We start from the raw sequence: 25,992 nt of genomic DNA, 5'->3' as shown, positions 1-25,992 counted from the left end.
AATGATTCCTGTTATTGCTCTTGTTGGTCGTCCTAATGTAGGAAAATCGACACTGTTTAATCGATTAACCCGGACTCAGGATGCTCTCGTTGCAGATTATCCTGGTTTGACACGCGATAGGCAGTATGGTCAGGCTGAGTTTGAAAATAAGCCCTTTATTGTGATTGATACCGGTGGAGTTGGTGTTGATGATTTGGCTGTTGATGCCTTGATGTCAAAGCAATCAGAAACAGCTTTGGAGGAAGCAAATACTGTTTTGTTTTTAGTTGATGGCAGAGCTGGGTTAACAGGAATTGATGAAAATATCGCCCAACGTTTACGTAAGATTAGCAAACCTGTTTACCTGATTGTAAATAAAACTGATGGCTTAGATGAAGAAATAGCCTGTTCTGAGTTTCAGTCCTTAGGGTTCAGTGAAGTACATCCCGTTTCTGCAACCCATGGTCGCGGTATGCATTCTTTATTGCAGACTTTAACCAAAGATTTTGAACCCGTTGGAGAAGAAAGTTCAGATGTTAAGGCAATTAAAATTGCTTTTGCTGGTAGACCCAACGTTGGTAAGTCTACGTTGATTAATCGTATCCTGGGTGAAGAGCGAGTTGTTGTCTATGATATGCCTGGCACTACCCGTGACAGTATTGCTATTCCATTTAAGCGCGATGAAAAAGAATATGTTTTAATTGATACAGCTGGCGTACGTAGGCGTTCACGAGTTGATGAGAAAATTGAAAAATTTTCGGTAATCAAGACACTTCAGGCAATAAAAGAGTCTCACGTTTGTATGATGCTTTTAGATGCCCGAGAAGGATTAACCGAGCAGGATATGCATTTGTTGGGTTTTATCATTGAGTCAGGTAAGGCCCTGGTTGTAGCGGTTAATAAATGGGATGGCTTGGATGAGGAACACAAAGAACAGGTTCGTTCTGAACTGGATCGTCGCCTGCATTTTGTTCATTTTGCCAAAATTCGCTTTATTTCCGCTTTGCACGGTAGTGGTGTTGGCCTATTATTCAAGGATATTGAAGAAGCTTATGCATCAGCAATACAGGCTTTTTCAACACCAAAATTGACTCGTTTACTGCAAGATTTGGTGAGTCAACATACCCCGCCGATGGTGCATGGTCGAAGAATTAAATTACGATATGCTCATACTGGTGGTCATAACCCGCCACTTATTGTTATCCATGGGAATCAGTTGGATTCTTTGCCAGATAGTTACAAGCGTTATCTTACGAATGCCTTTGTGGCTCATTTAGGGTTAGTCGGTACGCCTTTAAAACTTGAATTTAAAGGTGGAGGCAATCCATTTAAAGATAAAAAGAACAAGTTGACCGAACGCCAAGTCAAGAAGAAAAAAAGGCTTATGAAACGTGTTAAAAAGAGGTAGTTTCATTAAGAGTAAACCTATTATTTGAGTGTGAAATGCGACTAGAGTTAAGCAAAAAGAAGTCTCATTCCTCTTCAGTAATTAATGCCAGGCGTTTATCAAGCACCGGAAATCTTTGTTGCTAGTATGCGAAGAACACACTGTAGTTATGAGAGCAAAAAGAGAATATTATTTCTTTAAAATGCTATTTATAACGAAGAAAGGCAATTCAGAAAAACCTTTTAGAGAAAATATCCTTCCTATAAAGAAAGGCAGGCATATCTTTATCTTTTAAAGTTATCACTCATTGGTAATGATATTATATTGGAGGTTAATGAAACTGAAGATAAAGAAAACTTAAGCCTTGTCGTGTTTTATCTCTAAGGATCGTTAAAAAATAAAGAGTGTGTTATACACTCATGCCGAGCTCTTTCCTAAGGAGAAAAATCCCAATAATTATATCTTGTTTCGTATCGTTAAAACATCGCAAGGAGCATGATGCACCACAGCATGTGCTGTACTTCCCAGAAAAGCTGGCAGTGCGTTTGGGCTGTGGCTGCCAATAATTATGAGTCCACATCCTAAGGCTTTTACTTTATCCAATACATTCATTTTGATTGAGCCTATTTCAACATGTTGTTGCTCAGGAGGGATGCCAAGTGCTTCGCCCAAAACATTCATAACAGCTTGCGCGTCATCTTTAACCGGGCTATCAAATTCAGCAAACCCAAGTCCCTGTGCCAGCTGTAGACTAGGCGGGGGTTCAATGACATGCAGTAAGTGAAGGGTAGCTCCAAATAGATGAGCAATTTTTACGGCCTGTTTACACATATCAAAATGGTTTTCACTCAAATCGGTTGCATGCAGTATAGATGTATACACGATTCCCTCGCTTAATAACTGCTTGATATCGTAAGTGTAGTTTATGAACAGGAAAAACAACAATGAATTTTATTGCTTGATTGTTGAGCAAAACTTACTTTCTTTAATAAGCTTAGAAAGGTTGTTGTTAGCCATGACTGCAGGCTTGGGGGATAGCTCAAGCAAAGGGACAAAAACAAAGTCGCGCAAATGTAATCCTGGATGCGGAACCGTTATTTTCGTGGAGTTAATTTTTCTTGTGCCAAATAGCAAGATATCGATATCAAGTGTACGTGAGCCCCAACGTATTTTTCGTATACGACCTTGCTGACGCTCTATTTTTTGGCAAAACATTAATAATTGTTCAGGCGTTAAGCTCGTTTGCAGAGCCACTACAGTATTGTAATAATCTGGTTGTGCTTTTCTTCCCCAAGCACTACTACGATAAAAGCCTGCTACTTTGATAACTTGTGTAGATGGCAAACCTCTTAAAGCAGTTAGAGCTTGTCGTAATTGACGTTGGGGCGATCGCAGATTGCTTCCCAATCCTAGATAACAGGAAATCATTCGGGTCTTGCTGCTTTGGGTTTGCGACGTTTTCGCGGTTTGCGTGGAGCGGCAGGAGCAAGTGTTGCAATCATCTCAGTTTGCTCACTTTCAGATGCATCCTGAAAGGTAGTCCACCATTGCGCCAGCTCGAGTTCTTCGTCACCTGCAAGAGCTCGCAAAGCGAGAAAGTCATACGCAGCGCGAAATCTTGGATGCTGCAATAAATTAAAGGCACGTCCACCTAAACGTTTTGGAAAGCGGTATTGCAAAAGCCACATTTCTCGCATGATTTGGCTAAAACGTTTGGGAATTGTTATAACTTGATTTTGTTCAATAATAACTTGTGACATTGCTTTTTCTAAAGCAGGCAGTGGATCTAGCCCCTCTTCTTCCTGCAACAGCGCAGTTCGTGCTTGCAAAGGAAACCATAGCAATACGGCAAATAAAAAAGCGGGTGTAACAGGCTTGTTATCCCTAATGCGGGTATCCGTATTTTCTAATGCTATTCCTATTAAGGCATTCACTGGATAGTGACTATCCATTAATTTTGCTGTTTGGGCGAAAAGATGAGGAAATAAACCATGCTGAATTAATAAACGATGCACGTTTTCGGCTTCGCCACATTGGTATAGTTTAGTCATTTCATCAAATAGGCGCGAACCAGAAACATGGGTAATCAAATAACTTAAGTGTGGCAGAGGTTCAGCTGTTTCTGGAGCAAGGCTAAAATGTAATTTAGCGCTAAAACGTACTGCACGCAGCATACGTACGGGATCTTCCTGATAACGTGTTGTTGGGTCACCAATCATACGAATGATATGCTGATTAACATCATTGACGCCACCAGTGAAATCAACAATCGAAGAGTCGTCAATATTGTAATAGAGTGAATTAATGGTGAAATCACGGCGCCAGGCATCTTCATCGAGAGTACCATACACGTTATCACGAACGAGCATGCCTCGCTCATTGGTTAATTGATTCGCTTCAATAACTTCATCTGCACCTTCACTGCCTCGGAAAGTGGCTACTTCAATAATGTCGCGGTGAAAAATAATATGCACTAGCTTAAAGCGTCGTCCTATAATACGGGCATTGCGAAATAATTTTTTTATCTGGTTCGGAGTTGCGTTGGTTGCAACATCAAAATCCTTAGGTACTTTGCGCAACAAAAGATCACGTACGCTACCGCCAACTAAAAAGGCTTGGAAACCAGCACTATTAAGGCGATTCAAGACTTTAAGTGCATTTGCACTGATATCTGTTTTTGATATATGGTGTTGGCTGCGTGGAATAATATAACTGGCATCAACAGGTGATTGGTTCGTCCTGGATCTACGTAGCAGCTTTTTGATTAACTTAATGATTTAGTCACCTGTATAACTTGTTTATCGCGCGTTAGTATAGCTAAGATAGGTTAGAAAGTGAATCATTTACCTTTGGATAAGTTCGGGTGACAATAAGGCTGCTGATATTGATATTTTAAAGTGATGACATGGAATTTTTAGATATACTTTTAAGTCTTTCTGCGCTGGTTATTTTAGAAATAGTACTAGGCATAGATAATCTTGTTTTTTTGTCTATTTTGACAGAAAAATTACCGCGCGAACAACGTAAAAGCGCCAGAAGATGGGGGCTAACTTTTGCCTGGATGACTCGAATTGCTTTGCTTGGCTCAGCTGTTTGGCTAGTAAAATTAGTGCATCCGTTGGTTTCCTATGGGGAATTTTCTTTTTCTATACGCGATCTATTTTTATTTGCCGGCGGCGCCTTTTTAATAGCGAAAGCAACACAGGAAATACATTATGAAGTAGGGGAAGACAAGACGGAATTGCAAGCTAAAGGTCCTAAACACCCCACTTTTAAAGTGGTTGTATTTCAAGTTGCTGTTATGGATATTGTTTTTTCTTTGGATAGTGTTCTTACGGCAATTGGTCTGACTACTCGTTTTTGGGTCATGGCAGCTGCTATCACCTGTGCGATCTTAGTTATGATTTATGCAAGTGAACCTGTAAGCGAATTTATAGATAAGCATCCAACAGTTAAAATGTTGGCCTTAAGTTTTTTGATTTTAATTGGTATGGTTTTAGTCGCTGATAGTTTTTCTTTTCATGTACCACGTGGTTATGTTTATTTTGCTATGGGCTTTTCTTTAAGTGTTGAAGTGCTTAATATTGTTCGGCGTTCTCGTCAACATAAACGAAAAAACAGGTCATAGCCTATGTTAATTGTAAAGGCACTTCATATTATCGCAATGGTTGCTTGGTTTGCCGGTCTTTTTTATTTACCTCGTCTTTTTGTTTATCACGCTGATACAAACGATCAAATATCGATTGAACGTTTTAAAATTATGGAAAAGCGCTTGTATTATGGAATAACTTGGCCTGCTGCTTTATTAACAACGGGATTTGGTTTGGCCCTGATTAGCTACAATTGGCAGTACTACTTAAAAGCAGGTTGGATGCATGCAAAAGTAAGTTTGGTGATTTTATTGTGGTTTTACCATCTGTTCTGTGGGCGTTTTGTTAGGCAATTTGCTCAGGACAAGAACGAAAAGAGGGCAAGATTTTACCGGATCTTTAATGAATTGCCGACTTTATTTTTGTTGGCTATCGTTTTCTTGGTGGTACTCAAGCCATTTTAGCCGTGAGTCAGGAGGAGCCTCACGGCAGGGAAAGATTGCTAATTAAGGATTAATCTATTTCAACCATTTCAAAGTCTTCTTTACCTGCTCCGCAATCAGGACAGAACCAGTTTTCCGGTACTTCCTCCCAACGCGTGCCTGCTTGAATGCCATCTTCAGGCCAACCTTCAGCCTCATCGTAGATAAAACCACATATAACACAAATGTATTTTTTGTAATCTTGCATATCTGCCGCTCAATATTTTAAAGGGGCTAATTTAGCTATTGACTGCACTAATGTAAAGTCTAAATTTGTTATAATTTTTGTCAGCCCCCTAAAAAGACTGTAGAATAACGGGTTAATTCTAGACGATGGAGTGGTCATGCGGAGTTCTCAACAATTATTTGCGCAAGCGCAAACCGTTATTCCTGGCGGTGTCAATTCCCCTGTTAGAGCTTTTAAAGGTGTTGGCGGCGATCCAATCTTTTTTAAACAGGGAAAAGGGGCTTACTTAATTGATGCTGATAATAAACATTATATCGATTATGTAGGATCTTGGGGGCCTCTCATTTTAGGGCATTGTCATCCTGGCGTTGTTGATGCAGTTAGTATTGCCTTGCGCAGCGGTATGAGTTTTGGTGCGCCAACTGAATTGGAAGTCAGGCTTGCGCAAAAAATTACGACGCTAATGCCGGCTATCGAAAAGATAAGGATGGTTAATTCTGGTACAGAAGCAACAATGACGGCTATTCGATTGGCACGCGGCTTTACTGGTAAAAATAAAATTATCAAGTTCAATGGCTGTTATCATGGTCACAATGACAGTTTGCTTGTAAAAGCAGGTTCGGGTTTACTGACTCTTGGTATTCCTTCTACGCCAGGCATACCTGCCAGTATAACCGAACATACACTCACTGCTGACTTTAATAGCCTTGAACAAACAGAAAAACTGTTTGAGCAATATCCTGGCGATATTGCTGCAATTATCATAGAGCCAGTTGCCGGCAATATGGGTTTTGTATTACCAAAACCAGATTTTCTGCAAGGATTACGTGATTTATGTGATGCTCATGAAGCGTTATTAATTTTTGACGAAGTAATGACTGGATTTAGGGTGGCTTTAGGTGGAGCACAGCAACTATTTAATATTATTCCTGATCTCACGACGCTTGGTAAAGTAATTGGTGGTGGTATGCCTGTTGGAGCAGTGGGTGGCAAGGCTGAAATTATGACTCATTTAGCGCCTGAAGGGCCCGTTTATCAAGCAGGTACTTTATCAGGTAATCCTTTAGCGATGGCTGCTGGTTTAGCGACCTTGACTGAATTGGAAAAGCCAGGATTTTACGAGCGACTTTCTGCTAATACAACTGCAATGGTAGAAGGCTTGGCTGAGGTTGCTGCTTCATTTAATATTCCATTTTGTCACTCCTCCTTGGGGGGTATGTTTGGTTTTTGTTTTAATCGTAAAAAACAAGTTTTTGATTATGCGGATATTGCTTCCTCGGATGAAACTTTATTTAAACAATTTTTTCATGGTATGTTACAAAAAGGAGTTTATTTCGCGCCATCTATGTACGAAGCAGGTTTTGTGTCTATTGCTCATCAAAACGAAGAAATTCAATTGACACAGCAAGCTGCGGAGTCAGTGTTGGCAAGCCTCACGGAGATCAGAGCTTAATGAAAAAATACCATGTTTATGGTGTAGGAAATGCCCTATTGGATAGGGAAGCAAAAATTGATGAGCAGATTTTAGAAGATTTTCAGATAGAAAAAGGAGTCATGACTTTAACAGATGAACTAACGCATCATCGCTTGATGACAGCCTTAGCGGATTCGTTTTGTCATAGGGGATGTGGCGGCTCTGCCGCCAATACAATGATTGCTCTCAGTCAGTTTGGTGGACGTGGTTATTATAGTTGTAAAGTTGCTAACGACGAGGCGGGTTATTTATTTTTGCATGAGTTAAAAGCCCTCGGTCTTGATTGCAATTTAACTGTCAATAATCTGTCGTCTGGTATAACTGGGCAATGTATTGTACTTGTCACAGAGGATGCGCAACGAACTCTGAATACTCATTTGGGTATTTCAGAAACTTTATGCCCAGAGGCGTTGGATTTAAAAGCGATTGCTGCAGCGCGATATATCTATCTCGAAGGTTATTTAGTTACTTCACCCACCGCTAGAAATGCATTATTAACTGCGCGACGGTATGCAAATACTGTCAATACCAGGGTTGCTTTAACCCTATCTGATCCAAATATGGTTCGTTATTTCAAGAATGAATTACTAGCAGTCATTGATGGTGGAGTTGATCTTTTATTTTGTAATGAAGAGGAAGCTCTTTTATTTACTCAAACGGATCATTTAGAGGCGGCCATTGGTTTGTTACAACCTTTAGCAAACCATTTAGTGGTTACTTGCGGAAGTCGTGGGGCTGTTTTAGCTATAGATGGTGAAATAATGGCTATTCCAACAACACCTGTATTGGCTGTAGATACGGTAGGAGCTGGTGATATGTTTGCTGGAGCTTATCTCTATGCAATTACTCAGGGATATGCACCTCAGTTGGCAATCGATTTGGCCAATAAGGCAGCGGCACAGGTTGTCAAACAATATGGTGCCCGTCTGGATAATAGACAGGTTAAAATAATTAAAGAACAATTTACATCAAATAATTACCATTTTGCTGCCCCCGGTCACTTTGGCACAAGTCAACTGGTTGAAATAGAAGTTGAGTCTTAGTGACTTCGCTCCAGATGCAGGATTATTGTTCTATAAAGGCTCCAGGATTTAGCTATTTGAGTAATTTCTTTTGTAGATGGTTTAATGACCAGTTATCTATCCTCCCCTTGTATGTGCTCATACTAAAAAGCATAAAATATTTTTAATAGAAAAAGTTTATATAATAAGTTAGCTAAACTTAATAGAGTAAGGTAATTAAAGATAGAGTTATGAATTGGGATTTGTTTGATAAAGTATATCAAGAGCCCTACCAGGAAATTCTGGCTCCTGGTGCTGTAATATTACATGGTTTTACTCTTTCTATGGATCGTTTAATTCTGGCAGATTTGAAGAAAGTCATTGATGTGGCTCCGTTTCGGCATATGGTAACGCCGGGGGGATATATCATGTCAGTTGCTATGTCAAACTGTGGATCTTTGGGTTGGATAACGGATGAAAGTGGATATCGTTATGAATCAATTGATCCTTTAAGTGGAAAAAGTTGGCCGCCAATGCCTCATTCATTGGTAGAGCTCGCTAAATCAGCTGCTTTGCAAGCGGGCTTTAGTCATTTTATTCCAGATGCTTGTTTGATAAATCGTTATGAACCAAAGAGTCGTCTTTCCTTACATCAAGATAAAGATGAAAAGGATTTTGCTGCCCCAATTGTCTCTGTATCGCTTGGCATTCCTGCAATATTTTTGTTTGGTGGTTTTAAACGAAGCGATAAATTACAACGCTTGCCTCTAATGCATGGAGATGTTGTGGTTTGGGGTGGGCCAGCCAGACTTCGCTATCATGGTATCTTACCACTCAAAGAGAATGAGCATTTTTTAGTCGGTAGATACCGCTTGAACCTTACTTTTCGTAAAGCCGGATAGAGTCTGTTGACCTTTCTACTATCTCGATCGAAAAGCGTCAATTTACTGTCGCAGTTCATTTACTATTAACCAACGCTTTTCGACTCAAGCTAGCGAAATATCAAATTTTTCATGATTTAGATTGGTGTTGGTTTTCCAGAATTTTAGTGGCTGCTTTCTGAGCAATATAGGCTTCTTCATCCCCTCGAACGACTAAAATAGGTTTTCCAGAATTTGAGATAATCTGGCATTTTTCATTACTGCAACTTGAGTTGGCTGTAGAATCTAATTCAAAATCCAGGTGCTTGAGAGGCGCGACAATCCGCTCACGAATTAAAGCAGCGTTTTCACCTACGCCACCGGTAAAAATTAACCCATCCAGGGCGGCAACTTGGCTACTGTAAGCGCCAATTGTTTTTTGAATGGCATAAACATACATCTCAATAGCGAGTTCTGCGCTCTGATCACCTGCTAAAGCATTAGCTATGAGCCTACGCATGTCATTTTCACCCGCAATGCCTTTTAATCCACTTTGTTTATTCAAGAAGATATCAACTTGCTGGGCAGTCATCCCTTGCTGCTGTAAATATAAGGGAATTGCCGGATCGATATCTCCACAACGTGTACCCATTACCAAACCTGCTAAAGGGGTCATCCCCATTGAGGTATCAAAAGATTTACCTTGCTTAATTAAGCAAGCACTTGCACCATTCCCTAAATGCAAAGTAATAAAATTGCAGTCTTTTATTGGTTTTTGCAAATAGGTTGCTGCCTGGTTGGCAACATATTCATGATTGATACCATGAAAACCATAACGTTTAATTTGATAACGATTCGCTATCGCTGAATCAATTGCGTATTGGCGAATATATTCCGGCATTGTATGATGGAAGCCGCTATCAAAGACAGCGATATGCTGAGCTTCTGGGAAATACTGTTGGGCGAACTCAATACCCAGGGCATTAATCGGATTATGAATTGGAGCAAGATGAGCAAGCTCTTTTATTTCCTTTAATATTTGGGGTGTAATAACCGTCGGTTCATAATAGCGCTCACCCCCGTGTACCACACGATGACCAACGCCTGTTATAGGATGATCTTTAAGGTCATGGTGTAATTTGTCCGCTAATGAGTGAAATGACTCATCATGCGCTTTAAAATTTTTTTTTATGGTTTCTTTACTGTGCTTATAATGATGCCAAAGGCATTCAGATTCACCAATTCCTTCAATTAAGCCTGATAGCAGGGGAGTAACTTGCTGCTTTTCAACCTGGAATGCCTTATATTTAATAGAGGAACTTCCTGCGTTGATCGTTAAAATATACATTATTTATCACCTTGTGCTTGAATGGCAGTAACGAGAATCGTGTTGATAATATCTTGCGGCGTGCAGCCTCTACTTAAATCGTTGACTGGTTTGTTTAAGCCTAACAATACCGGACCAATTGCCAGAGCCCCACTTTCACGTTGTACTGCCTTATACGTGTTGTTCCCCGTATTAAGATCAGGAAAAATCAGTACAGTTGCATGACCTGCAAGTTTGGAATGAGGTAGTTTTTTTGCAGCAACCTCAGGATCGACTGCAGCATCATATTGCATAGGTCCTTCTGCTAACAAATCGGGTTGTTGTTTCTTCACAATTTCCATAGCCTTGGCTACTTTCTCCACACTTTCTCCTTTACCGGAATCACCCGAAGAATAAGACAAAAGCGCGACCTTGGGTTCTATACCCAAATTTTTAGCGATTTGGGCGGCCTGAGCTGTAATTTCAGCAAGTGTTTGACTATCAGGTTCTGGATTAATAGCGCAGTCCCCATAGATTAAAACACGTGCAGGCATGCACATAATGAAAATAGAGGATACCTTGCTGACGCCAGGTTTGGTTTTTATTATTTCCAAAGCTGGTCTGACGGTATCTGCCGTAGTATGGGCTGCTCCGGAAACCATACCATCTGCATCACCACAATAAACCATCATTGCAGCGAAATAATTAATATCAGTCATTCGCTCAAGAGCAATAGGTAAATTAACATTTTTATGTTGACGAAGCTGGTAATATTGTTGAGCGTAGTTTTCTCGCTTTGCGGATTTTTCAATATCAATAATTGTTGCATTTGACAAATTCAAATCCAGACGTTTGGCTAATAAATTAATCTTTTCAGTTTTACCCAAGAGCGTAATCTTAACAATATTACGTTTTAGTAAGTGATCTGCAGCAATTAGTATTCGGGCATCATCACCTTCTGGAAGAACAATATGCCGTTTTAACTGCTTTGCCCTATGGATTAAGTCATAAAGAAATACTGCTGGACTTAATTGTGGTTTAACTGAATTATCACTCAGTAATTTTGTCAAGGGTTCATGGAGATAAGGACGCATCGTTTCTATGGCTGTTTTCACTTTATCTGGATTAGATTCACTTAAACTAAATTTTGCTGAAAACAGAGTGGTAGCCGTTTCATAGGTTTTAAGTGCTGTTAGTAAGACCGGAAAGGGGTGATCGAGGCCTGCGAGAATTTCACAGATGGCGGTTCCGGGCATTTCACCTCCGGTTAAAACAATACCGGCTATTTTAGGATAATAAGCTGATTGATCGGCCAGAAGTGAGCCTAAAAGAATATCAATGCGATCATCTGGCGTGATAATAAGCATACCGCTTCTATCAAGACGTGATTGCAAGAAATTACTTACAGTCTTGGCAGCAATCGTAAATTGTCTGACGGGGCGGTCTAACTCGCTTTCTCCACATAAGATTTTAGCATCTAAAGTGGTCACTATATCGCGAACAGATGGGTTAGCCAGAGATTCAAACTCGGGAAGAATGGCTGTAAATGCCAGTTTGGGTAACTGCTTGTTAAAAAGCTCGGATGCTTCACTTTCATCAGAAGGCGACACTTGGTTAATAATAACTCCCACAACACGTGCATGCGCTTTTTTGCTCACTTCCAGAGCAGTCTTTAAGATAGAAAGCGTATGCTCCAAGGTTCTATCTTTAGCTGAAACTACTAAGACTACATCGCAATTTAGTTGATGCGCGAGTGTTAAATTAAACTGATATTCAAAAACATCATTGTCACTTTCAAAATCGCTGCCCTCAAGATAAATCAAATCATCCTGGTTTTGAGTTTTGGTTGCTTCTAATACCGCTGAAAGTAAATCTTCAGGTTGCGTGCGCATAAGCGCAATGGCTTTATTGACATCCATGATCGGTGTTAGAGATTGTTCTGCTACTGCTTCCAGTAATGGAATTTGCGACTCATCTGATTCCGTAAATAACTTAAAGCATTGAATAGAGTTTTGCTGTTCTTTAAGCGCTGATAAAAAACCCAACGATACAAACGATTTTCCTGGTCGCTTTTCTATGCCAGTTAAGTAAATTTTTTTGTGCATGGTTAAACCTCAAACACGTTGATCATTAACTACAGGGATCAAATCAAAAGAGCGATCGAAGCAGCAAAACTTGTTCTAAGTCTTGTATTGTAAAGAAATTGTAGAGTTTTGTATAAAAAATATTGCAATAAAACTTCAATTTGTAAAGAAATTGCAGGTTTTTGTAATAACTTTATTTGATCGTCCTTTTTGCATAGACAGCTAAAAATTGCCATGTCATATTCGAGGTGAATTAGCTAACAGAGGAGGGCATCCAATGTTAAGAGTAGCTAACAAAAAAATAGTTTGGAATAGGTTGCCGCAAGGAGTAGTTCCCCTGTTCTTCATTCAAGTTTTTGCGACCTTAAGTTTTAGTGTGCTTTATTCGACGCTGGTTTTGTATATGACTGGCAAACTTGGTTTATCCATTAAATTGGCTAATAGCGTTACAGGCATATTTGTTGCCCTTAACTTTACTTTACACCTATTGGGTGGTTATTGCGGTGGGAGATTTTTCTCAAATCGAGCGCTGTTTTGTTTTAGTATGTTTGCGCAAATTGTTGGCTGTATTTTATTAGCCAGTATCAATGTAGCTTACCTTTATTATGGTTTAGCCACTTTTTTAATTGGCTGTGGTCTTAATGTTGCCTGTGTTAACTGTATGCTAACGCAACGTTTTAAACCCCAAGACCAACGCCGTGAAACCGTTTTTTTGTGGAATTATGCAGGAATGAATATCGGTTTCTTTACTGGGTTTAGTTTGAGTGGTTATTTTCAATTATCGCAAAATTATCAACGCTTATTTTTATTGAGTAGTTTGGGTAATTTGGTTGCTCTTTTTATTTGTTTATACTGTTGGCACAGTTTAGCCGATCATGAAACTGTTTATTCGCGTCTTTCTAGACAAAAGAAACGACAAGCTTCTTTGGTTGGCATATTGGTTATTCTTTGTATGCCTTTGCTTTTAAGCCAATTGATTCATTTTGCTAATTGGGCAAATAAGTTGGTTTTGTTTACTGGTGGATTAATGTTAGCTGTTGCTTGTTGGCTCGCATTCCAGCAAAATGTTATGGATGCACAAAAAAAGATGCTCGCTTTTGTAGTGTTGATGTTAGTGAGTACGGTGTTTTGGATGTTGTATCAGACCGGGCCTATGGGTTTAACCTATTTTATCGATAACAATGTTGATCGTAATTGGCTGATGATGACCATCCCTCCACAATGGTTTCAGAATATCAATACGTTAAGCATTGTTATCGGTGGGCCATTATTAAGTTCATTATTGAACCATCTGCGTTCGCGTGGCATACCTATTAATATTCCTGTGCAATTTGCCTGGGCCTTATTGTTAATTAGTTTAGCGTTTATAATACTGCCTGTAGGGATAATCAGTGCAAATTCGGTTGGATTGGTTGCCCCTGGATGGATCTTTCTCAGTTTTATTCTCCAAAGTGCCGGTGAATTGCTTATCGCACCTATTGGTTATGCGATGGTAGGCGCGCTAATACCTAATTCTCTACAAGGCGTGATGATGGGCATGTGGATGTTGAGCACCGGTGTAGGGGCGATCTTATCAAGTTATAGTTCTAATTGGATGATGGGCGGGCAAGACAGTATTTCACCTGTACTCACTAATTCCAGCTATAGTCGTGTATTTTTAGAGCTAGGCTTAATTGCTCTAGTTGCCGCTTTGTTAGTATTTATTTTAAGACCACGGTTATGTAAATGGATTGAAAATATGCAATCTGAAGTAGTTAATGAAGCAAATGCAGCGGTAGTTAACAACTCTGTTATAATCACACCCACGCGTTAATTTTCGGCATAGCTTGGCTTTGTTACGAAATCATTCTAGTGTGTGCTTGTGAGTAATCCTTTTATTCCAATTGAAACGGCAGATTTAATGTGGTGTGATGGTTTGCCGTTTTCTACCCGATTTAATGACATTTATTTTTCTAATGAAAATGGTTTGTTAGAAGCGGAGCATGTGTTTATCACCGGGAACAACCTCATAGAACGTTGGCAACGGTTAGCCACTGAGGGACGTGATTCTTTTGCTATTGCAGAAACAGGTTTTGGTAGCGGTCTTAATTTTTTATTAACTTGGTCGCTGTGGCTTAAATATGCCCCTCAGCAAGCTCGGTTGCATTTTATCAGTTGCGAGAAATTCCCTTTGCGACGAGAGGAGCTTGCTCGTTGTTTAGCTTTATGGCCGCAATTAAAGAACTTAGCGTTGGTTTTACAGGCAGATTACCCTATTTTAACGCCAGGATTTCATCATCTACAATTTGAAAATGGCAGAGTCAATTTAACTTTGATGCTTGGAGAAGCTAGCCACTGTTTTCATCAACTTTTAGTTTGTGGGGATGTTAAACTTGAAGCAGAATTAAGGACAAATCATATTGATGCCTGGTTTTTGGATGGTTTTGCACCAGCCAAAAACCAGCAGATGTGGAATGAAGAGCTTTTTCAGATAATAGGGCAATTATCTAAACCAGGAACAACGCTTGCTACCTTTTCTGCTGCAGGTGTTGTTAGAAAAAATTTGCAAGTGGTTGGTTTTGAGGTCAAAAAAATCAAAGGCTTTGGTCAAAAACGTGAAATGGTGGTTGCTGCATTTAAAAAAGCAGAGTTCGCCTCCTCGCCAAGAGCTCGGGTTACACCTTGGCAAAGTGGTATTCCAAGAATTGTCAATGAAAAAAAGGCCATTGTTTTAGGTGCAGGATTGGCTGGTTGTTATCTCGCTCAAGCTTTAGCGAAACGCGGTTGGCAAGTTACTTTAATGGATGCTCAGAATGAAGTGGGTTGTGGTGCATCAGGGAATCCCCAGGCAGTTTTATACCCAAAATTATCCGCTTATCGCTCACCTTTAACTCTATTTATGCTAAATGCTTTTCTTTTTGCTCATCGCATTTATAGCCAATTACTTCATAAACATGATATTGGTAAATTGTCGGGGATTTTGCAACTGGCCTTCAATGATAGAGAACGGGCTTCACAGCTTGGTTTAGAGAAATGGTTGGCTGCTTATCCTGAGTTGGGTGTTCTTGTAGATCAGCAGTGTGCAACGGAAATTGCTGGAATTCACTTAAATACTGGTGGTTTGTTCATCCCTCACTCTGGATGGTTGGATTCACGTGCATTATGCAATATATTTGCTCAAGAAAAAGGGGTCAATTGGATTCCTGACACAGTAATAAGAGAATTAGTCTTTAGAAATGAGCAATGGCATGTAGCAGGGCATAAGGCCGACGTATTAATCATTGCGAACGGCAATCAAGCGAATCAATTTAGCCAAACCTCTTTTCTACCACTGAAATCAATTCGTGGCCAAATGACAATGATTAGCTCAAACTTTCCTAGTGAAAAATTAAAAATACCCTTGTGTGGCGATGGCCATGTTTTACCAGCAAATAAAGGTATGCATGCCATTGGAGCAACTTATCATTTAGACGTTACTAAACAAACTTGCTATGAAGAGGATAATAAGAGCAATCTCGCAAGGTTGGAAAAAATCTCTACAGAATTAGTTTGGTCTGATGAAGTGATTGACAATTGGGCTGGTGTGAGAGCAGCTACTCCCGATTATTTACCTTTGGTCGGTCCTGTGCCGGATGAGCAGCTTTTTAAAGCGCGTTTTGCTGATTTAGCAACGAATGCTAAGCGTTGGTTGCCTACTCCCGGTGTTTTTTACCCCGGTTTATTTCTGTGTGCCGGTTTTGGTTCGCGGGGGTTAACGACGGTTCCGCTTAGCGCTGAATGGTTAGCATCACTGATTAACAATGAGCCCTGGTTTCTGCCTCGCACCTTAGTGCAATCTTTATCGCCAGCTCGTTTTTTACGTAAAGAATTAACAAAAAATTTGCATCAAGATTAAGATTCATTTTATAGCCTATACTTTTACAGTATGGGCAAAGGAATTGGTCAAAATTATCAAGTTACTTGTAAGATAGGAATTTTGAACTATAACTTTATATCAATAATTAATCAGGAGTAGCCATGAAGGCAAAAGTAATTGTCTACAGGGAGCAGAAAGAGGGTAATGAAAATTTTGAGTTAATGGCTGGTCATCTGTCTTTAGTGATGAATATACTGAATAGAATGGATTCAACGCAGTTAACACAAGATTTACTCTCGCATTTAACTGAATCTTCTCATTTTCTAAGGGAAAGTCTCAACTTGGCTGACAATCAATCCAGACAGGTCATAAAAAGAGCCTCTATTCAACCTGCGATTCAACAAGCGCGACATTAAAACTGCCATATGCTTTGTTTTTTTGCTTTCTTAAGGAAGAAAAAAATCAAAGCATATTTAATAAATCAAATAAGTAGTAGCTCAAGCTGCTTATTGATAGCTTAATCTTCCCTGTTTTTTTTTGAACATGTTAACATATCTTTTTCAGAGAGAGAAAAGTGAGAGTATTGCTTCTCTAACATGAGATCGTTACTCTTCGAATCCACAGGTTAGTCAATGGGGTAGTCCGTGAACAGCATTGAAATTTTTCAAATTGATTCATTTACTGACAAAATATTTCACGGGAATCCGGCGGCAGTATGCCTGCTCAATGATTGGCTCAATGATGAATTGATGCAGGCTATTGCTGTTGAAAATAATCTTTCGGAAACCGCTTTTATTATTGAGGATAAAAGTGGTTTTCATATCCGTTGGTTTACACCGCGGGGTGAAATTAGTCTTTGTGGACATGCTACCTTAGCCGCAGGTTTTGTTTTACATGAGCTAGGTAAATGTTCTAAAGATACGGTTCATTTTTCGAGTCCTAGTGGACTTCTTTCGGTGAGAAAAAAAGGAGAGAGCTATACCCTGGATTTTCCTCGATTAAATTTTCAATTGAGTGAGACCCCGGAACTAATTGCAGCCTTAATTGATAAACCTTATGTGGATGTTTTTGAAAGTGACTTGGATTACCTAATTTTACTTGCTGATGAAAATAAAGTGTTGCATGCTCAAGTCGATCTTAAAGGGTTAGTCAAATTACCGAAACGTGGATTAATTCTCACATCTCGTTGCAGTGGTGCAGATTTTTATTCACGCTGTTTTTACCCAAGGCATAACATTGCGGAGGATCCGGTCACAGGGTCAGCTCATTGTGTTCTTGGACCTTTTTGGGCTGAGCGCCTCAATAAAAAGATCTTGCATGCTATCCAGGGTTCTTTCCGCAAAGGGGAGTTAACTTGTGAAATTCATGACGAGCGGGTTCATATTTCAGGTCATTGCACATGGTATTCAAAAGGGTATTTGGTTATTTGATTATAAGTCTTAGCCTCCAGGAAGATGAATTTGTACATTAAAGGTAACTACATGTCCCATTTGGATTGGTGTTGAAAAAATTACCTGATTGAGATAGCCTGCGCCAACGTTTAACCATTTTGATGCTTGTTGATCAAGACCAATCGATAATCGATTTTGATCAATGGTTTTAGTGGAAAGCCAGTCTGGCCGGTTAAAGTTGATAAAGAACTCATTTGAGCCAACAAGGCTAATACTGGTTGTAAGCGGGTGGCTAATAAGAATACGCTCTCTAAATCGATAACCCCATTGGTCGGAGCCTTTACTTCTGCGTTGTTCAACGCGTGATCTAAAAAAAAATTTATTGGAGTTCAGTGTTTCATTGTAAATAACATCTTGCCATAGGCGAAACTCCTGACTTCTAGTATCTTCATCTTGTGCAGTGGAGAACCAACCTGTACCTAACCAAAAAGCCCATTGCGAGGAAGCATTATAACCGCCGCTAAATCGCGACAGGAATTGCTCAAGTACTCTAGGATCGTTGACAAGCCGTACTTGTGGTTCAATTTGATAGGAAAATTTGTCAATATCCGTATTCAGGAAAAGAGTTGACCAGAATTTCTGTGTGGTTTGCATAGCTGGCGAAGTGGGAGAATATAGAGCTGAACCCAATATAAGCAGTAAATAAAAAAAGCGTGAGAGATTCATTGGGGTGTAGAGTACCTTGTAGTTCATGCCTTTATTTAGGGTTTGTTGCCAGATCTTACTTTGCTTAACTTAACAAAAAATTTATTAAAAGCACATGGCAGGACCGAGATAATTGTTCTAAGCTGAAAACGCTGGAGTTTTATTTACAGACACCAGGGGTTGCTGTCATTGCATAGGCGTCCCCCTAAAATTAAGGATAGTGATTATGGATACATGGAACAGTATAATTTTTATGAAAACGAATAAACCCTGGTCTGATTTAAGCACAATGGCCAAATGGGATGGGGTAGAAAAAATGTGGTCCACTACAGGTGATTGGGACTGGTGCATTAAGCTGGATATGAAAAATTCTTCTCCTGAAAAAACAGAAGCCTTTGTTGCGCGTATGCGTGATGGGCATTGGGCAACTGAAACCAAAACAAATTGGTGGAAGGAAGTATCTGTAAAATAATCATGTGCCCGGATAGTGTTCCGGGCTTTGATTCGCCCCTTCTTCTCGTCCTAAATCATCGTTCTATCGGTTAAATAGCTTGTTTTTCCACAGGTTTAGCAGTTGCTATCAGACTGCCAGCATGATAAAAATGCCGTTCACAATGTCAAGGAGTGAATATTGATGTCTATGGGAAAGCGCTTTAGAACGCTTGTTCAAAATCATTCTCCATTACAAATTGTCGGAACCATCAATGCTTATTCTGCAATGCTTGCTGAATCAGTTGGCTGTGAGGCAATTTATCTATCCGGCGCAGGTGTTGCCAATGCCTCTTATGGTTTGCCTGATTTAGGTATGACTAGTCTTACTGAGGTGTTAGAAGACGTTAGGCGAATCAGCCAAGCCTGTTCCTTGCCTTTATTAGTTGATGTTGATACTGGTTGGGGACACGCATTTAACATTGCTCGAACTGTACAACTAATGGAGCGGGCTGGTGTTGCCGCCATTCATATTGAAGATCAAGTGCTCGCTAAGCGTTGCGGGCATCGTCCCAATAAAGCGATTGTTTCAATGGAGGAAATGGGTGATCGTATTAAAGTAGCAGTAGATGCGCGAAGTGATGACAGTTTTGTTATTATGGCACGGACCGATGCCTATGCAGTTGAGGGAATGAATGCTGCGATAGAGCGAGCTCAATTCTGTGTTGAGTTGGGCGCTGATATGATTTTTGCAGAAGCAATGACGACACTGGATGAATACCAGACTTTTAGTAAACAGGTTAAAGTGCCTATCCTGGCCAATATTACTGAGTTTGGTAAAACACCGTTATTTACCAGGGATGAGTTGGCTAAGGCTGGTGTGCAACTTATTTTGTATCCTTTGAGTGCTTTTAGAGCTATGTCACAAGCAGCTTTACGTGTTTATAAAGCAATTAAGGAAGAGGGGACACAGAAAGGCTTGCTGGAGAGCATGCAAACACGTAATGATTTGTATGAGGTACTGGGGTATCACGATTATGAAAAAAAATTAGACCAATTGATGGAGGGTGAGGATGGTCAATAAAGCAGCAGGAGGATTGGCTGGTGTAATAGCTGGGCAATCGGCTATAGCCACTGTAGGGCTGGCTGGAAAAGGGTTAAATTATCGTGGTTACTCCATTGATGATTTGGCCGAGCATGCAACGTTCGAGGAGGTGGCTTATTTACTTCATTATGGTAAGTTACCTACAAGTTCAGAGCTTAGCACTTATACAAAAAAATTGGTTGGTTTGCGCCATTTGCCTAATACATTAAAGACTGTATTGAAATTAATCCCTAAAAATACGCATCCAATGGATGTATTGCGGACTGGCTGTTCAATGTTAGGTACCTTGGAACCAGAAAAGGATTTTGCTCAGCAATATGACATTGCTGATCGACTGCTAGCCTTATTCCCGGGCATGATGTGTTATTGGTATGCTTATCATTTTAAAGGGAAAGAAATTAGTGGTGAAAGTAATGAAGACACCATAGGGGGGCATTTTCTTGAACTGCTTCATGAGCGTAAGCCATCTAAGTTGGAAAGTGACATGATGAATGTTTCCCTGATTTTGTATGCTGAGCATGAATTTAATGCCTCCACCTTTGCGGCTCGCGTTACAGCTGCTACTCTGGCTGATTTCTATTCAGCAATTACTTCAGCAATTGGTACCTTACGTGGCCCTTTACATGGTGGAGCAAATGAAGCCGCAATGGAGTTGATTGAACAGTTTAAAAGTCCAGAGGAAGCTGAACAGCGTTTAATGGAAATGCTGGCTAATAAAGCGAAAATTATGGGTTTTGGCCATCGTGTCTATAAGGATTGCGATCCTCGGTCAGATATTATTAAGGCGTGGTCGCATAAATTAGCTGAATCCAAAAACGATCTATTGTTATACAGGGTTTCAGAAAGTGTTGAAGCGGTAATGCGGCGTGAGAAGAAATTATTTCCAAATCTTGATTTTTACAGTGCATCAGCTTATCACTACGCAGGTATACCGACCTTTTTATTTACCCCTATCTTTGTGATGTCAAGGATTACCGGTTGGTCAGCACATGTTTTTGAGCAACGTGCAGATAATCGTTTGATTAGGCCAACTTCCGAATACACTGGACCTGATGCTAGAAAATTTATTCCTATTGAGCAGCGAGGATAATATGCATTCCTATGTAGAAGACAACGTTAAACCAGATTATGACAATGTACTAACAGATATTGCTGATTATGTATTGGATATGGAGATTAAGAGTGCAGCTGCTTACGAAACAGCTCGCCTTTGTTTAATGGATACTTTAGGTTGCGGCATGTTGGCGCTTAATTTTCCTGAATGTACCAAATTGCTGGGTCCTGTTGTCCCTGGCGCGGTTTTGCCAGGCGGGGCACGTGTACCCGGTACTAATTATGAACTTGATCCGGTGCAGGCGGCATTTAATATCGGGACTATGGTGCGATGGCTTGATTTTAATGACACTTGGCTCGCGGCTGAATGGGGGCATCCATCTGATAATCTGGGTGCGATTCTGGCTGTAGCTGATTATATGAGTCGACAAAATCTCCAGCAGGGTAAAGCAGCAATTACCATGCATGAAGTATTGACTGCAATGATTAAGGCACACGAGATTCAGGGATCTCTGGCTTTAGAAAATAGCTTTAATCGCGTTGGCTTGGATCATGTTTTGCTAGTCAAGGTTGCCAGTGCAGCCGTTGCTGCCCTATTACTTGGTGCAGATAGAGATACAATGCTTCGTACTTTATCGCAAGTTTTTGTGGACGGACAAAGCCTGAGAACCTATCGCCATGCTCCGAATGCTGGTTCACGTAAATCGTGGGCTGCCGGTGATGCGACGTCGCGTGCTGTACGTTTAGCCTTGATTTCTGCTCGTGGTGAAATGGGCTACCCCAGTGCTTTAACAGCCCCTAAATGGGGATTTTATGACGTTTTATTTGGTGGCAAAGCCTTTAAATTTCAACGTCCCTATGGCAGTTATGTCATGGAGAACATTTTATTTAAATTATCTTATCCAGCGGAGTTTCACGCTCAAACCGCTGTTGAATGTGCTGTTGCTTTACATCCGCAGGTAAAAGCGCGAATCGCGGATATTGCACGGATAGAACTAGTAACTCATGAGTCAGCAATTCGTATTATTAGTAAGCAAGGTGCTTTGCATAATCCCGCTGATAGAGATCATTGCCTGCAATATATGGTAGCGGTTGCTCTTTTGCACGGTGATCTACGAGCTGAACATTATGAAGATGAAACGGCCTCTGATCCACGTATTGATGAACTACGTGAAAAAATGCATGTGAGTGAAAATCAACAATTTTCGCGTGACTATCATGATCCTGAAAAACGCTCTATAGCAAACAGCATCAAGCTATTTTTTAACGACGGTACAGAATCACAATTGATAACGGTAGAATATCCTATTGGCCATAAACGACGCCGCGAAGAGGGGCTTTCGGTTTTGTTAGCAAAATTTAAACGGAATTTAGCAACCCGCTATGCGCCTGCACGTGTTGAGGCAATTTCCAAGGCAATGGATGATACTAATTCATTAGCAGCCTTGTCGGTTGTTGAGTTTATGGCTCTTTGGCAGATTTGAGCGAAGCAATAATGAAGAAGAAAAACGCTAGGATATTTTTTGCTGCTTTCTAGCGTTTTTGTTGTTCAATTAGAATTTTCGTTTAATCCCGGCTGTAGCCAGAATCTTGGTAGCAATTTCCTCAATTGAATAGCGAGTGGAATTGATATAGGGAATGTTTTCGCGTTGGTACATCGTTTCGACCTCAGCAACTTCACGTCGACATTGTTCCATCGAGGCGTATTGACTGTTAGGGCGTCGTTCTGTACGTATATGCTGTAATCTTTCCGCGTCAATTGTGAGTCCAAACAATTTATTCTTGTACGGCCTTAATGATTCTGGTAAGCGAAAAGAGGTTAAATCATCCTCGGCAAAAGGGTAGTTGGCGGCCAAGACACCGAAGTGTAAGGCCATATAAAGGCAGCTGGGCGTTTTGCCGCAGCGTGATACCCCAATTAAAATAATGTCTGCTTTTTCATAGCCACGTGTTTTAATGCCATCGTCATGGGCTAAGGCATAGTCTACTGCTTCAATACGTTGAGTATATGATTGCGGATTTGCGACACCGTGAGTACGCCCCACAGTATAAGATGATTTGGCTTGCAACTCATGCTCGAGAGGTCCAAGAAAAGTATTAAAAAGATCAAAAACTTTTGCTTTAGACTGTTTAATTGCTTGAGCTATATCTGGGTTAATCAAAGTCATGAAGATGAGCGGTTTAATACCTGTTTCTTCGTAAGAAGAGTCTATGCGTGCAACTGCTGCTTCTGCTTTTGCGACAGTATCGATGTAGGGAATAGTAAGTTTCTCAAACTCAATGTTTTCAAATTGCGTAATTAAACTATTGCCTAAATTTTCAGCGGTAATCCCTGTCCCATCTGAAATCATGAAAACATATCGTTTCATCTATAACCCCTTCTTTAGAGAGTAGTCTCTAAACTCAAATTTATGATTCTAATCGATTAATAATCTTGCTACCAGCTTATAATAGCTTGGCAAGGTAACTCGCTTCTGTTATTTTCATGAGAGTGATGATTATTGGAAAAGAGATGACAAGCTCGTCTGATAAATTAAAGAATTTGTTGGCCTGGGCTACCGAGGTCCAAGCAATTGCTCAGATTGGCCTTACCTACAGTACTGATCTCTACGATAAAGAACGTTATGAACAACTGGCAAGACTGGCTGTTGAAATGATGTCAGATGTTGTGGATGTAAAGAAAGAGGTTCTTCAGGCAACTTTTCTAAATCAAGCTGGCTATGCGACGCCTAAAGTTGATGTCAGAGCCTTGATAATCCAAAATGATGAACTATTATTAGTGCGTGAGGCACAGGATGGAAAATGGGCGTTACCGGGTGGCTGGGCAGATGTCAATTATTCTCCTTCTGAGTGTATAGTGAAAGAAGTACATGAGGAAACAGGATTACAGACCCGAGTAAAACGGCTTCTTGCCTTATGGGATACTGCAAAACATGATCATCCCCCCCACTGGCCTTACATTTATAAATGCATTTTTTATTGTGAGGTAATTGGAGGGCAATTTACCCATAGTCATGAAATTCTCGATATAGGTTTTTTTAGTCTGGGGACTTTACCGCCACTGTCAGAATGCCGGATTACTAGAAGCCAGCTCGAAAAATTAATGAATTTATATGATTCCAATGATTTTTGTACTGTTTATGATTAAATTCCGGGATAAATAAAGATTATGGAACCAGATCGCTACGAGCAAAATAGTAAAGTTTTTATTCTTGGTATCGTTACGCTACTACTTAGTTTAACTTTATTTGCTCTTGGCTTTTATGTAGTTCCCTACCTTTTTTGGGGCTGGAATTATGATATACCTGCAATTGTTTTAAATTGGCATGAATGGTTAAAAGAATATTATGAGTTTAGTGAAGCTGGGGCTTCCTGGATAATTTTTCTCATTTTTATTATTCCAGCCCTGATTTGCGGTTATATTTCCCATCTTGCCTCAAATCACATAGATAATAAAATCCATGGTATTGAACCGGTAAAAACAGACAAGCAGATAGAAATAAAAGAAGAAGTAAAAGCGACGCTAAGTTTTGGTTTCAAAATAGTGTTGCTAATTGTGTTAGTTTTATTAGCGTTGTCGTTGCTACAATGGTTATTAACTGTCCCATAAAAGGAGCTGGCATGCTTTTTAAACGGTTTAAAATTAGAAGATTAAATAAAAAAATAAAGGCGATGCAGCACAACCGTGTTCATAATCAGCCCAAAGATGACGTGTTAGCAAAAGAAATTTCTTATTATCATGAGTTAGGAGCTATCTATCATTCTTTAATAGGCCATAAAAAATATCCTTTCGCGGATGTAATGGTTGTTGCCTGCTTACGTGCGGCTTCAACATTGGATGATCCAGTCGCTGGATACCAACTAGGAAAAAAACTACTGGATGAAGCCAACTACAGAGCAAAACTTGAGGAAGGAAAACTTTTTGCAAGCCCAGGAAATGAGCGTCAAATGCTTCAGCTTTATGAAGAGGCGCATGTCTATTTGCAAGCTGCAGAAAAACTTGGGCATGTTGAAGCAAAACGGTTACGGGGCTTATGCTATATAAATGGTTGGGGTGTGACTCCTGATCGTGATAGAGGATTTGAGTTAGTCGTTGCCAGTATCGAGCAGGAAAACAGTTGGGATAGAGTTCCACAGATATTTGCGGCAATAGGCTTGAATAAACCTGAATTCTTCTCCGCGTTAATGAAACATCGTAATAAAAGTTGATTCAATCGGTCATTATAAGGAGATCAGAGCTCTACTGAGCTCCTTAGTTAAAGAGAAAAGTTAAATACCAATTTATAAAAGACTTTCCACCAAATAGCGAGACGAGGCCAGCAATACAGAGAAAGGGACCAAAGGGAATTGGTGTATTTTTTGTTGTTTTTCCTTTGGCTTTTAGATAGATAACTCCTATTAGGATACCACTTAAGGAAGCAAATAATAAAATAAGGGGTAACTGAGTCCAGCCAAACCAGGCACCAAATGCGGCAAATAATTTAAAATCACCGTGCCCCATTCCTATTTTACCAGTACATAAATAAAAGATTTGAATAAATAGCCACAGGCATAGATAAGCACAGGCAGCACTTAAAACGGCGTCTGATAAAGACGTAAAAAGCGATTGCGTATTAGCGATTAAGCCTAGCCAAAGTAGGCCTAAAGTTAGACTATCTGGTAAGATTTGATGCTGGAGATCAATAAAGAATAAGCTAATACTAAACCAGATAAATAACAGTGCGAAAACCAAGGTTAAATTAAAATCGAAATGCCAGGCAGCTAATAGAGCAAGTAAACAACTGAGGCTTTCAACCAAGGGATAGCGTGGTGAAATGGAGTGTTTGCATTGCCTGCAACGGCCACCTAAGAATAAGTAACTAAGCAATGGAAGATTATGTATTGCGGGGATCATTGCCTTGCAGGCAGGACAGAATGAGCGAGGCAAAAATAAATTTATTTTTTCGCTTAATTCTGGAGACATGTTCAGTATTTGACGACATTCTTTCTTCCACTCAGCCTGAATCATTCGAGGTAAACGATAAATAAGAACATTTAAAAAGCTGCCTATAGCCAAAGAAAACAGGGCAAGCAAGATGTAAGTTGTTGGGGAATGAATAATTTGCAATTGATTAAGCATTATTT

The 25,992-nt window shown here is 40.0% G+C and carries 26 protein-coding genes; 17 read left to right on the top strand and 9 right to left on the bottom strand.

Annotated features, from left to right (window positions below):
- Position 1 precedes the first annotated feature (1 nt).
- Complete coding sequence (der, locus tag ACN4Z1_RS10600; protein WP_115221215.1) at positions 2-1,387, top strand: ribosome biogenesis GTPase Der; 1,386 nt, start codon at positions 2-4, stop codon at positions 1,385-1,387.
- 435 nt (positions 1,388-1,822) lie between these two features.
- On the opposite strand, the gene ACN4Z1_RS10595 is transcribed toward der, so the two are convergent.
- The 3 genes from ACN4Z1_RS10595 to pcnB form a co-directional block, all read right to left on the bottom strand.
- The gene (locus ACN4Z1_RS10595) at positions 1,823-2,248 is read right to left on the bottom strand and encodes a universal stress protein (RefSeq protein ID WP_058447892.1); all 426 of its coding nucleotides are present in this window, start codon (positions 2,246-2,248) and stop codon (positions 1,823-1,825) included.
- 69 nt (positions 2,249-2,317) lie between these two features.
- Entirely contained in the window at positions 2,318-2,794 is a 477-nt protein-coding gene (folK, locus tag ACN4Z1_RS10590; protein WP_228364736.1) for a 2-amino-4-hydroxy-6-hydroxymethyldihydropteridine diphosphokinase, read from the bottom strand.
- On the bottom strand, positions 2,791-4,122 hold the full coding sequence (gene pcnB, locus ACN4Z1_RS10585) for a polynucleotide adenylyltransferase PcnB (protein WP_115221217.1): 1,332 nt from the start codon (positions 4,120-4,122) through the stop codon (positions 2,791-2,793). Before pcnB ends, folK begins: the two co-directional genes overlap by 4 nt.
- 149 nt (positions 4,123-4,271) lie before the next feature.
- On the opposite strand from pcnB, the gene ACN4Z1_RS10580 reads away from it, so the two are divergent.
- Together ACN4Z1_RS10580 and hemJ are read left to right on the top strand one after the other, a co-directional pair.
- Positions 4,272-4,994 carry a TerC family protein gene (locus ACN4Z1_RS10580; RefSeq protein WP_115221218.1) on the top strand — a complete coding sequence of 241 codons (723 nt, stop codon included), beginning with the start codon at positions 4,272-4,274 and terminating at the stop codon, positions 4,992-4,994.
- Positions 4,995-4,997: 3 nt separating this feature from the next.
- Positions 4,998-5,420 (top strand): protoporphyrinogen oxidase HemJ, encoded by a 423-nt coding sequence (hemJ, locus tag ACN4Z1_RS10575; RefSeq protein ID WP_228364735.1) that lies wholly within the window; start codon positions 4,998-5,000, stop codon positions 5,418-5,420.
- A gap of 49 nt (positions 5,421-5,469) precedes the next feature.
- Here the strand turns inward: hemJ and ACN4Z1_RS10570 are convergent, their stop codons facing one another.
- A complete protein-coding gene (locus ACN4Z1_RS10570; protein ID WP_115221220.1) occupies positions 5,470-5,646 on the bottom strand; it encodes a rubredoxin in 177 nt (58 codons plus the stop codon).
- 136 nt (positions 5,647-5,782) lie between these two features.
- Here ACN4Z1_RS10570 and hemL point away from each other — a divergent pair, with 136 nt between their 5' ends.
- The 3 genes from hemL (at position 5,783) to alkB (ending at position 9,002) form a co-directional block, all read left to right on the top strand.
- Positions 5,783-7,078, top strand: coding sequence for a glutamate-1-semialdehyde 2,1-aminomutase (hemL, locus tag ACN4Z1_RS10565; RefSeq protein ID WP_228364734.1), 1,296 nt, complete (start codon positions 5,783-5,785; stop codon positions 7,076-7,078).
- A complete protein-coding gene (locus ACN4Z1_RS10560) occupies positions 7,078-8,142 on the top strand; it encodes an adenosine kinase (protein WP_228364733.1) in 1,065 nt (354 codons plus the stop codon). The genes hemL and ACN4Z1_RS10560 overlap by 1 nt, the downstream gene beginning before the upstream one ends.
- A 209-nt stretch (positions 8,143-8,351) precedes the next feature.
- Entirely contained in the window at positions 8,352-9,002 is a 651-nt protein-coding gene (gene alkB, locus ACN4Z1_RS10555) for a DNA oxidative demethylase AlkB (RefSeq protein WP_228364732.1), read from the top strand.
- A 109-nt stretch (positions 9,003-9,111) separates the two neighbouring features.
- Here alkB and ACN4Z1_RS10550 read toward each other — a convergent pair whose 3' ends face one another.
- Together ACN4Z1_RS10550 and pta are read right to left on the bottom strand one after the other, a co-directional pair.
- The gene (locus ACN4Z1_RS10550) at positions 9,112-10,308 is read right to left on the bottom strand and encodes an acetate/propionate family kinase (protein ID WP_228364731.1); all 1,197 of its coding nucleotides are present in this window, start codon (positions 10,306-10,308) and stop codon (positions 9,112-9,114) included.
- Positions 10,308-12,371, bottom strand: coding sequence for a phosphate acetyltransferase (pta, locus tag ACN4Z1_RS10545; protein WP_228364730.1), 2,064 nt, complete (start codon positions 12,369-12,371; stop codon positions 10,308-10,310). The genes ACN4Z1_RS10550 and pta overlap by 1 nt, the downstream gene beginning before the upstream one ends.
- Positions 12,372-12,627: 256 nt before the next feature.
- Between pta and ACN4Z1_RS10540 the strand changes: the two genes are divergently transcribed.
- The 4 genes from ACN4Z1_RS10540 (at position 12,628) to ACN4Z1_RS10525 (ending at position 17,615) form a co-directional block, all read left to right on the top strand.
- Positions 12,628-14,163: a peptide MFS transporter gene (locus ACN4Z1_RS10540; protein ID WP_115221226.1), complete on the top strand. Its 1,536-nt coding sequence runs from the start codon at positions 12,628-12,630 to the stop codon at positions 14,161-14,163.
- Between the two features lie 48 nt (positions 14,164-14,211).
- Entirely contained in the window at positions 14,212-16,224 is a 2,013-nt protein-coding gene (mnmC, locus tag ACN4Z1_RS10535) for a bifunctional tRNA (5-methylaminomethyl-2-thiouridine)(34)-methyltransferase MnmD/FAD-dependent 5-carboxymethylaminomethyl-2-thiouridine(34) oxidoreductase MnmC (RefSeq protein WP_228364729.1), read from the top strand.
- Between the two features lie 122 nt (positions 16,225-16,346).
- Positions 16,347-16,601 (top strand): hypothetical protein, encoded by a 255-nt coding sequence (locus ACN4Z1_RS10530; RefSeq protein ID WP_228364728.1) that lies wholly within the window; start codon positions 16,347-16,349, stop codon positions 16,599-16,601.
- Between the two features lie 228 nt (positions 16,602-16,829).
- A complete protein-coding gene (locus ACN4Z1_RS10525) occupies positions 16,830-17,615 on the top strand; it encodes a PhzF family phenazine biosynthesis protein (RefSeq protein WP_115221229.1) in 786 nt (261 codons plus the stop codon).
- Between the two features lie 9 nt (positions 17,616-17,624).
- Here ACN4Z1_RS10525 and ACN4Z1_RS10520 read toward each other — a convergent pair whose 3' ends face one another.
- The gene (locus ACN4Z1_RS10520; protein ID WP_419388079.1) at positions 17,625-18,302 is read right to left on the bottom strand and encodes a DUF2490 domain-containing protein; all 678 of its coding nucleotides are present in this window, start codon (positions 18,300-18,302) and stop codon (positions 17,625-17,627) included.
- 205 nt (positions 18,303-18,507) lie between these two features.
- Here ACN4Z1_RS10520 and ACN4Z1_RS10515 point away from each other — a divergent pair, with 205 nt between their 5' ends.
- The 4 genes from ACN4Z1_RS10515 (at position 18,508) to ACN4Z1_RS10500 (ending at position 22,352) form a co-directional block, all read left to right on the top strand.
- The gene (locus ACN4Z1_RS10515) at positions 18,508-18,753 is read left to right on the top strand and encodes a hypothetical protein (RefSeq protein WP_115221231.1); all 246 of its coding nucleotides are present in this window, start codon (positions 18,508-18,510) and stop codon (positions 18,751-18,753) included.
- 162 nt (positions 18,754-18,915) lie between these two features.
- Positions 18,916-19,794 (top strand): methylisocitrate lyase, encoded by an 879-nt coding sequence (prpB, locus tag ACN4Z1_RS10510; protein ID WP_228364726.1) that lies wholly within the window; start codon positions 18,916-18,918, stop codon positions 19,792-19,794.
- Positions 19,784-20,905 carry a bifunctional 2-methylcitrate synthase/citrate synthase gene (prpC, locus tag ACN4Z1_RS10505; RefSeq protein WP_228364725.1) on the top strand — a complete coding sequence of 374 codons (1,122 nt, stop codon included), beginning with the start codon at positions 19,784-19,786 and terminating at the stop codon, positions 20,903-20,905. The genes prpB and prpC overlap by 11 nt, the downstream gene beginning before the upstream one ends.
- A 1-nt stretch (position 20,906) precedes the next feature.
- Positions 20,907-22,352 (top strand): bifunctional 2-methylcitrate dehydratase/aconitate hydratase, encoded by a 1,446-nt coding sequence (locus ACN4Z1_RS10500; RefSeq protein ID WP_228364724.1) that lies wholly within the window; start codon positions 20,907-20,909, stop codon positions 22,350-22,352.
- A 69-nt stretch (positions 22,353-22,421) separates the two neighbouring features.
- Here ACN4Z1_RS10500 and ACN4Z1_RS10495 read toward each other — a convergent pair whose 3' ends face one another.
- Positions 22,422-23,237, bottom strand: a complete 816-nt coding sequence (locus ACN4Z1_RS10495; RefSeq protein ID WP_115221235.1) for a pyruvate, water dikinase regulatory protein — start codon at positions 23,235-23,237, stop codon at positions 22,422-22,424.
- Positions 23,238-23,380: 143 nt separating this feature from the next.
- Here ACN4Z1_RS10495 and ACN4Z1_RS10490 point away from each other — a divergent pair, with 143 nt between their 5' ends.
- From ACN4Z1_RS10490 to ACN4Z1_RS10480, 3 genes are read left to right on the top strand one after another with little or no spacing between them, the layout of a single operon-like run.
- Positions 23,381-24,016 (top strand): NUDIX hydrolase, encoded by a 636-nt coding sequence (locus ACN4Z1_RS10490; protein WP_228364723.1) that lies wholly within the window; start codon positions 23,381-23,383, stop codon positions 24,014-24,016.
- 21 nt (positions 24,017-24,037) lie between these two features.
- Positions 24,038-24,478, top strand: a complete 441-nt coding sequence (locus tag ACN4Z1_RS10485) for a hypothetical protein (RefSeq protein ID WP_115221237.1) — start codon at positions 24,038-24,040, stop codon at positions 24,476-24,478.
- Between the two features lie 11 nt (positions 24,479-24,489).
- On the top strand, positions 24,490-25,077 hold the full coding sequence (locus ACN4Z1_RS10480) for a hypothetical protein (protein WP_228364722.1): 588 nt from the start codon (positions 24,490-24,492) through the stop codon (positions 25,075-25,077).
- Between the two features lie 43 nt (positions 25,078-25,120).
- Here ACN4Z1_RS10480 and ACN4Z1_RS10475 read toward each other — a convergent pair whose 3' ends face one another.
- Entirely contained in the window at positions 25,121-25,987 is an 867-nt protein-coding gene (locus ACN4Z1_RS10475; protein ID WP_228364721.1) for a prepilin peptidase, read from the bottom strand.
- Positions 25,988-25,992: the final 5 nt, after the last annotated feature.

Origin of the sequence: Legionella sp. ST3F1 (genome assembly GCF_048553315.1) — a bacterium.
Classification (GTDB): Bacteria; Pseudomonadota; Gammaproteobacteria; order Legionellales; family Legionellaceae; genus Tatlockia; species Tatlockia donaldsonii.
Note: the sequence above shows the minus strand (reverse complement) of the source record. Positions and strands in the feature narration are given on the sequence as shown.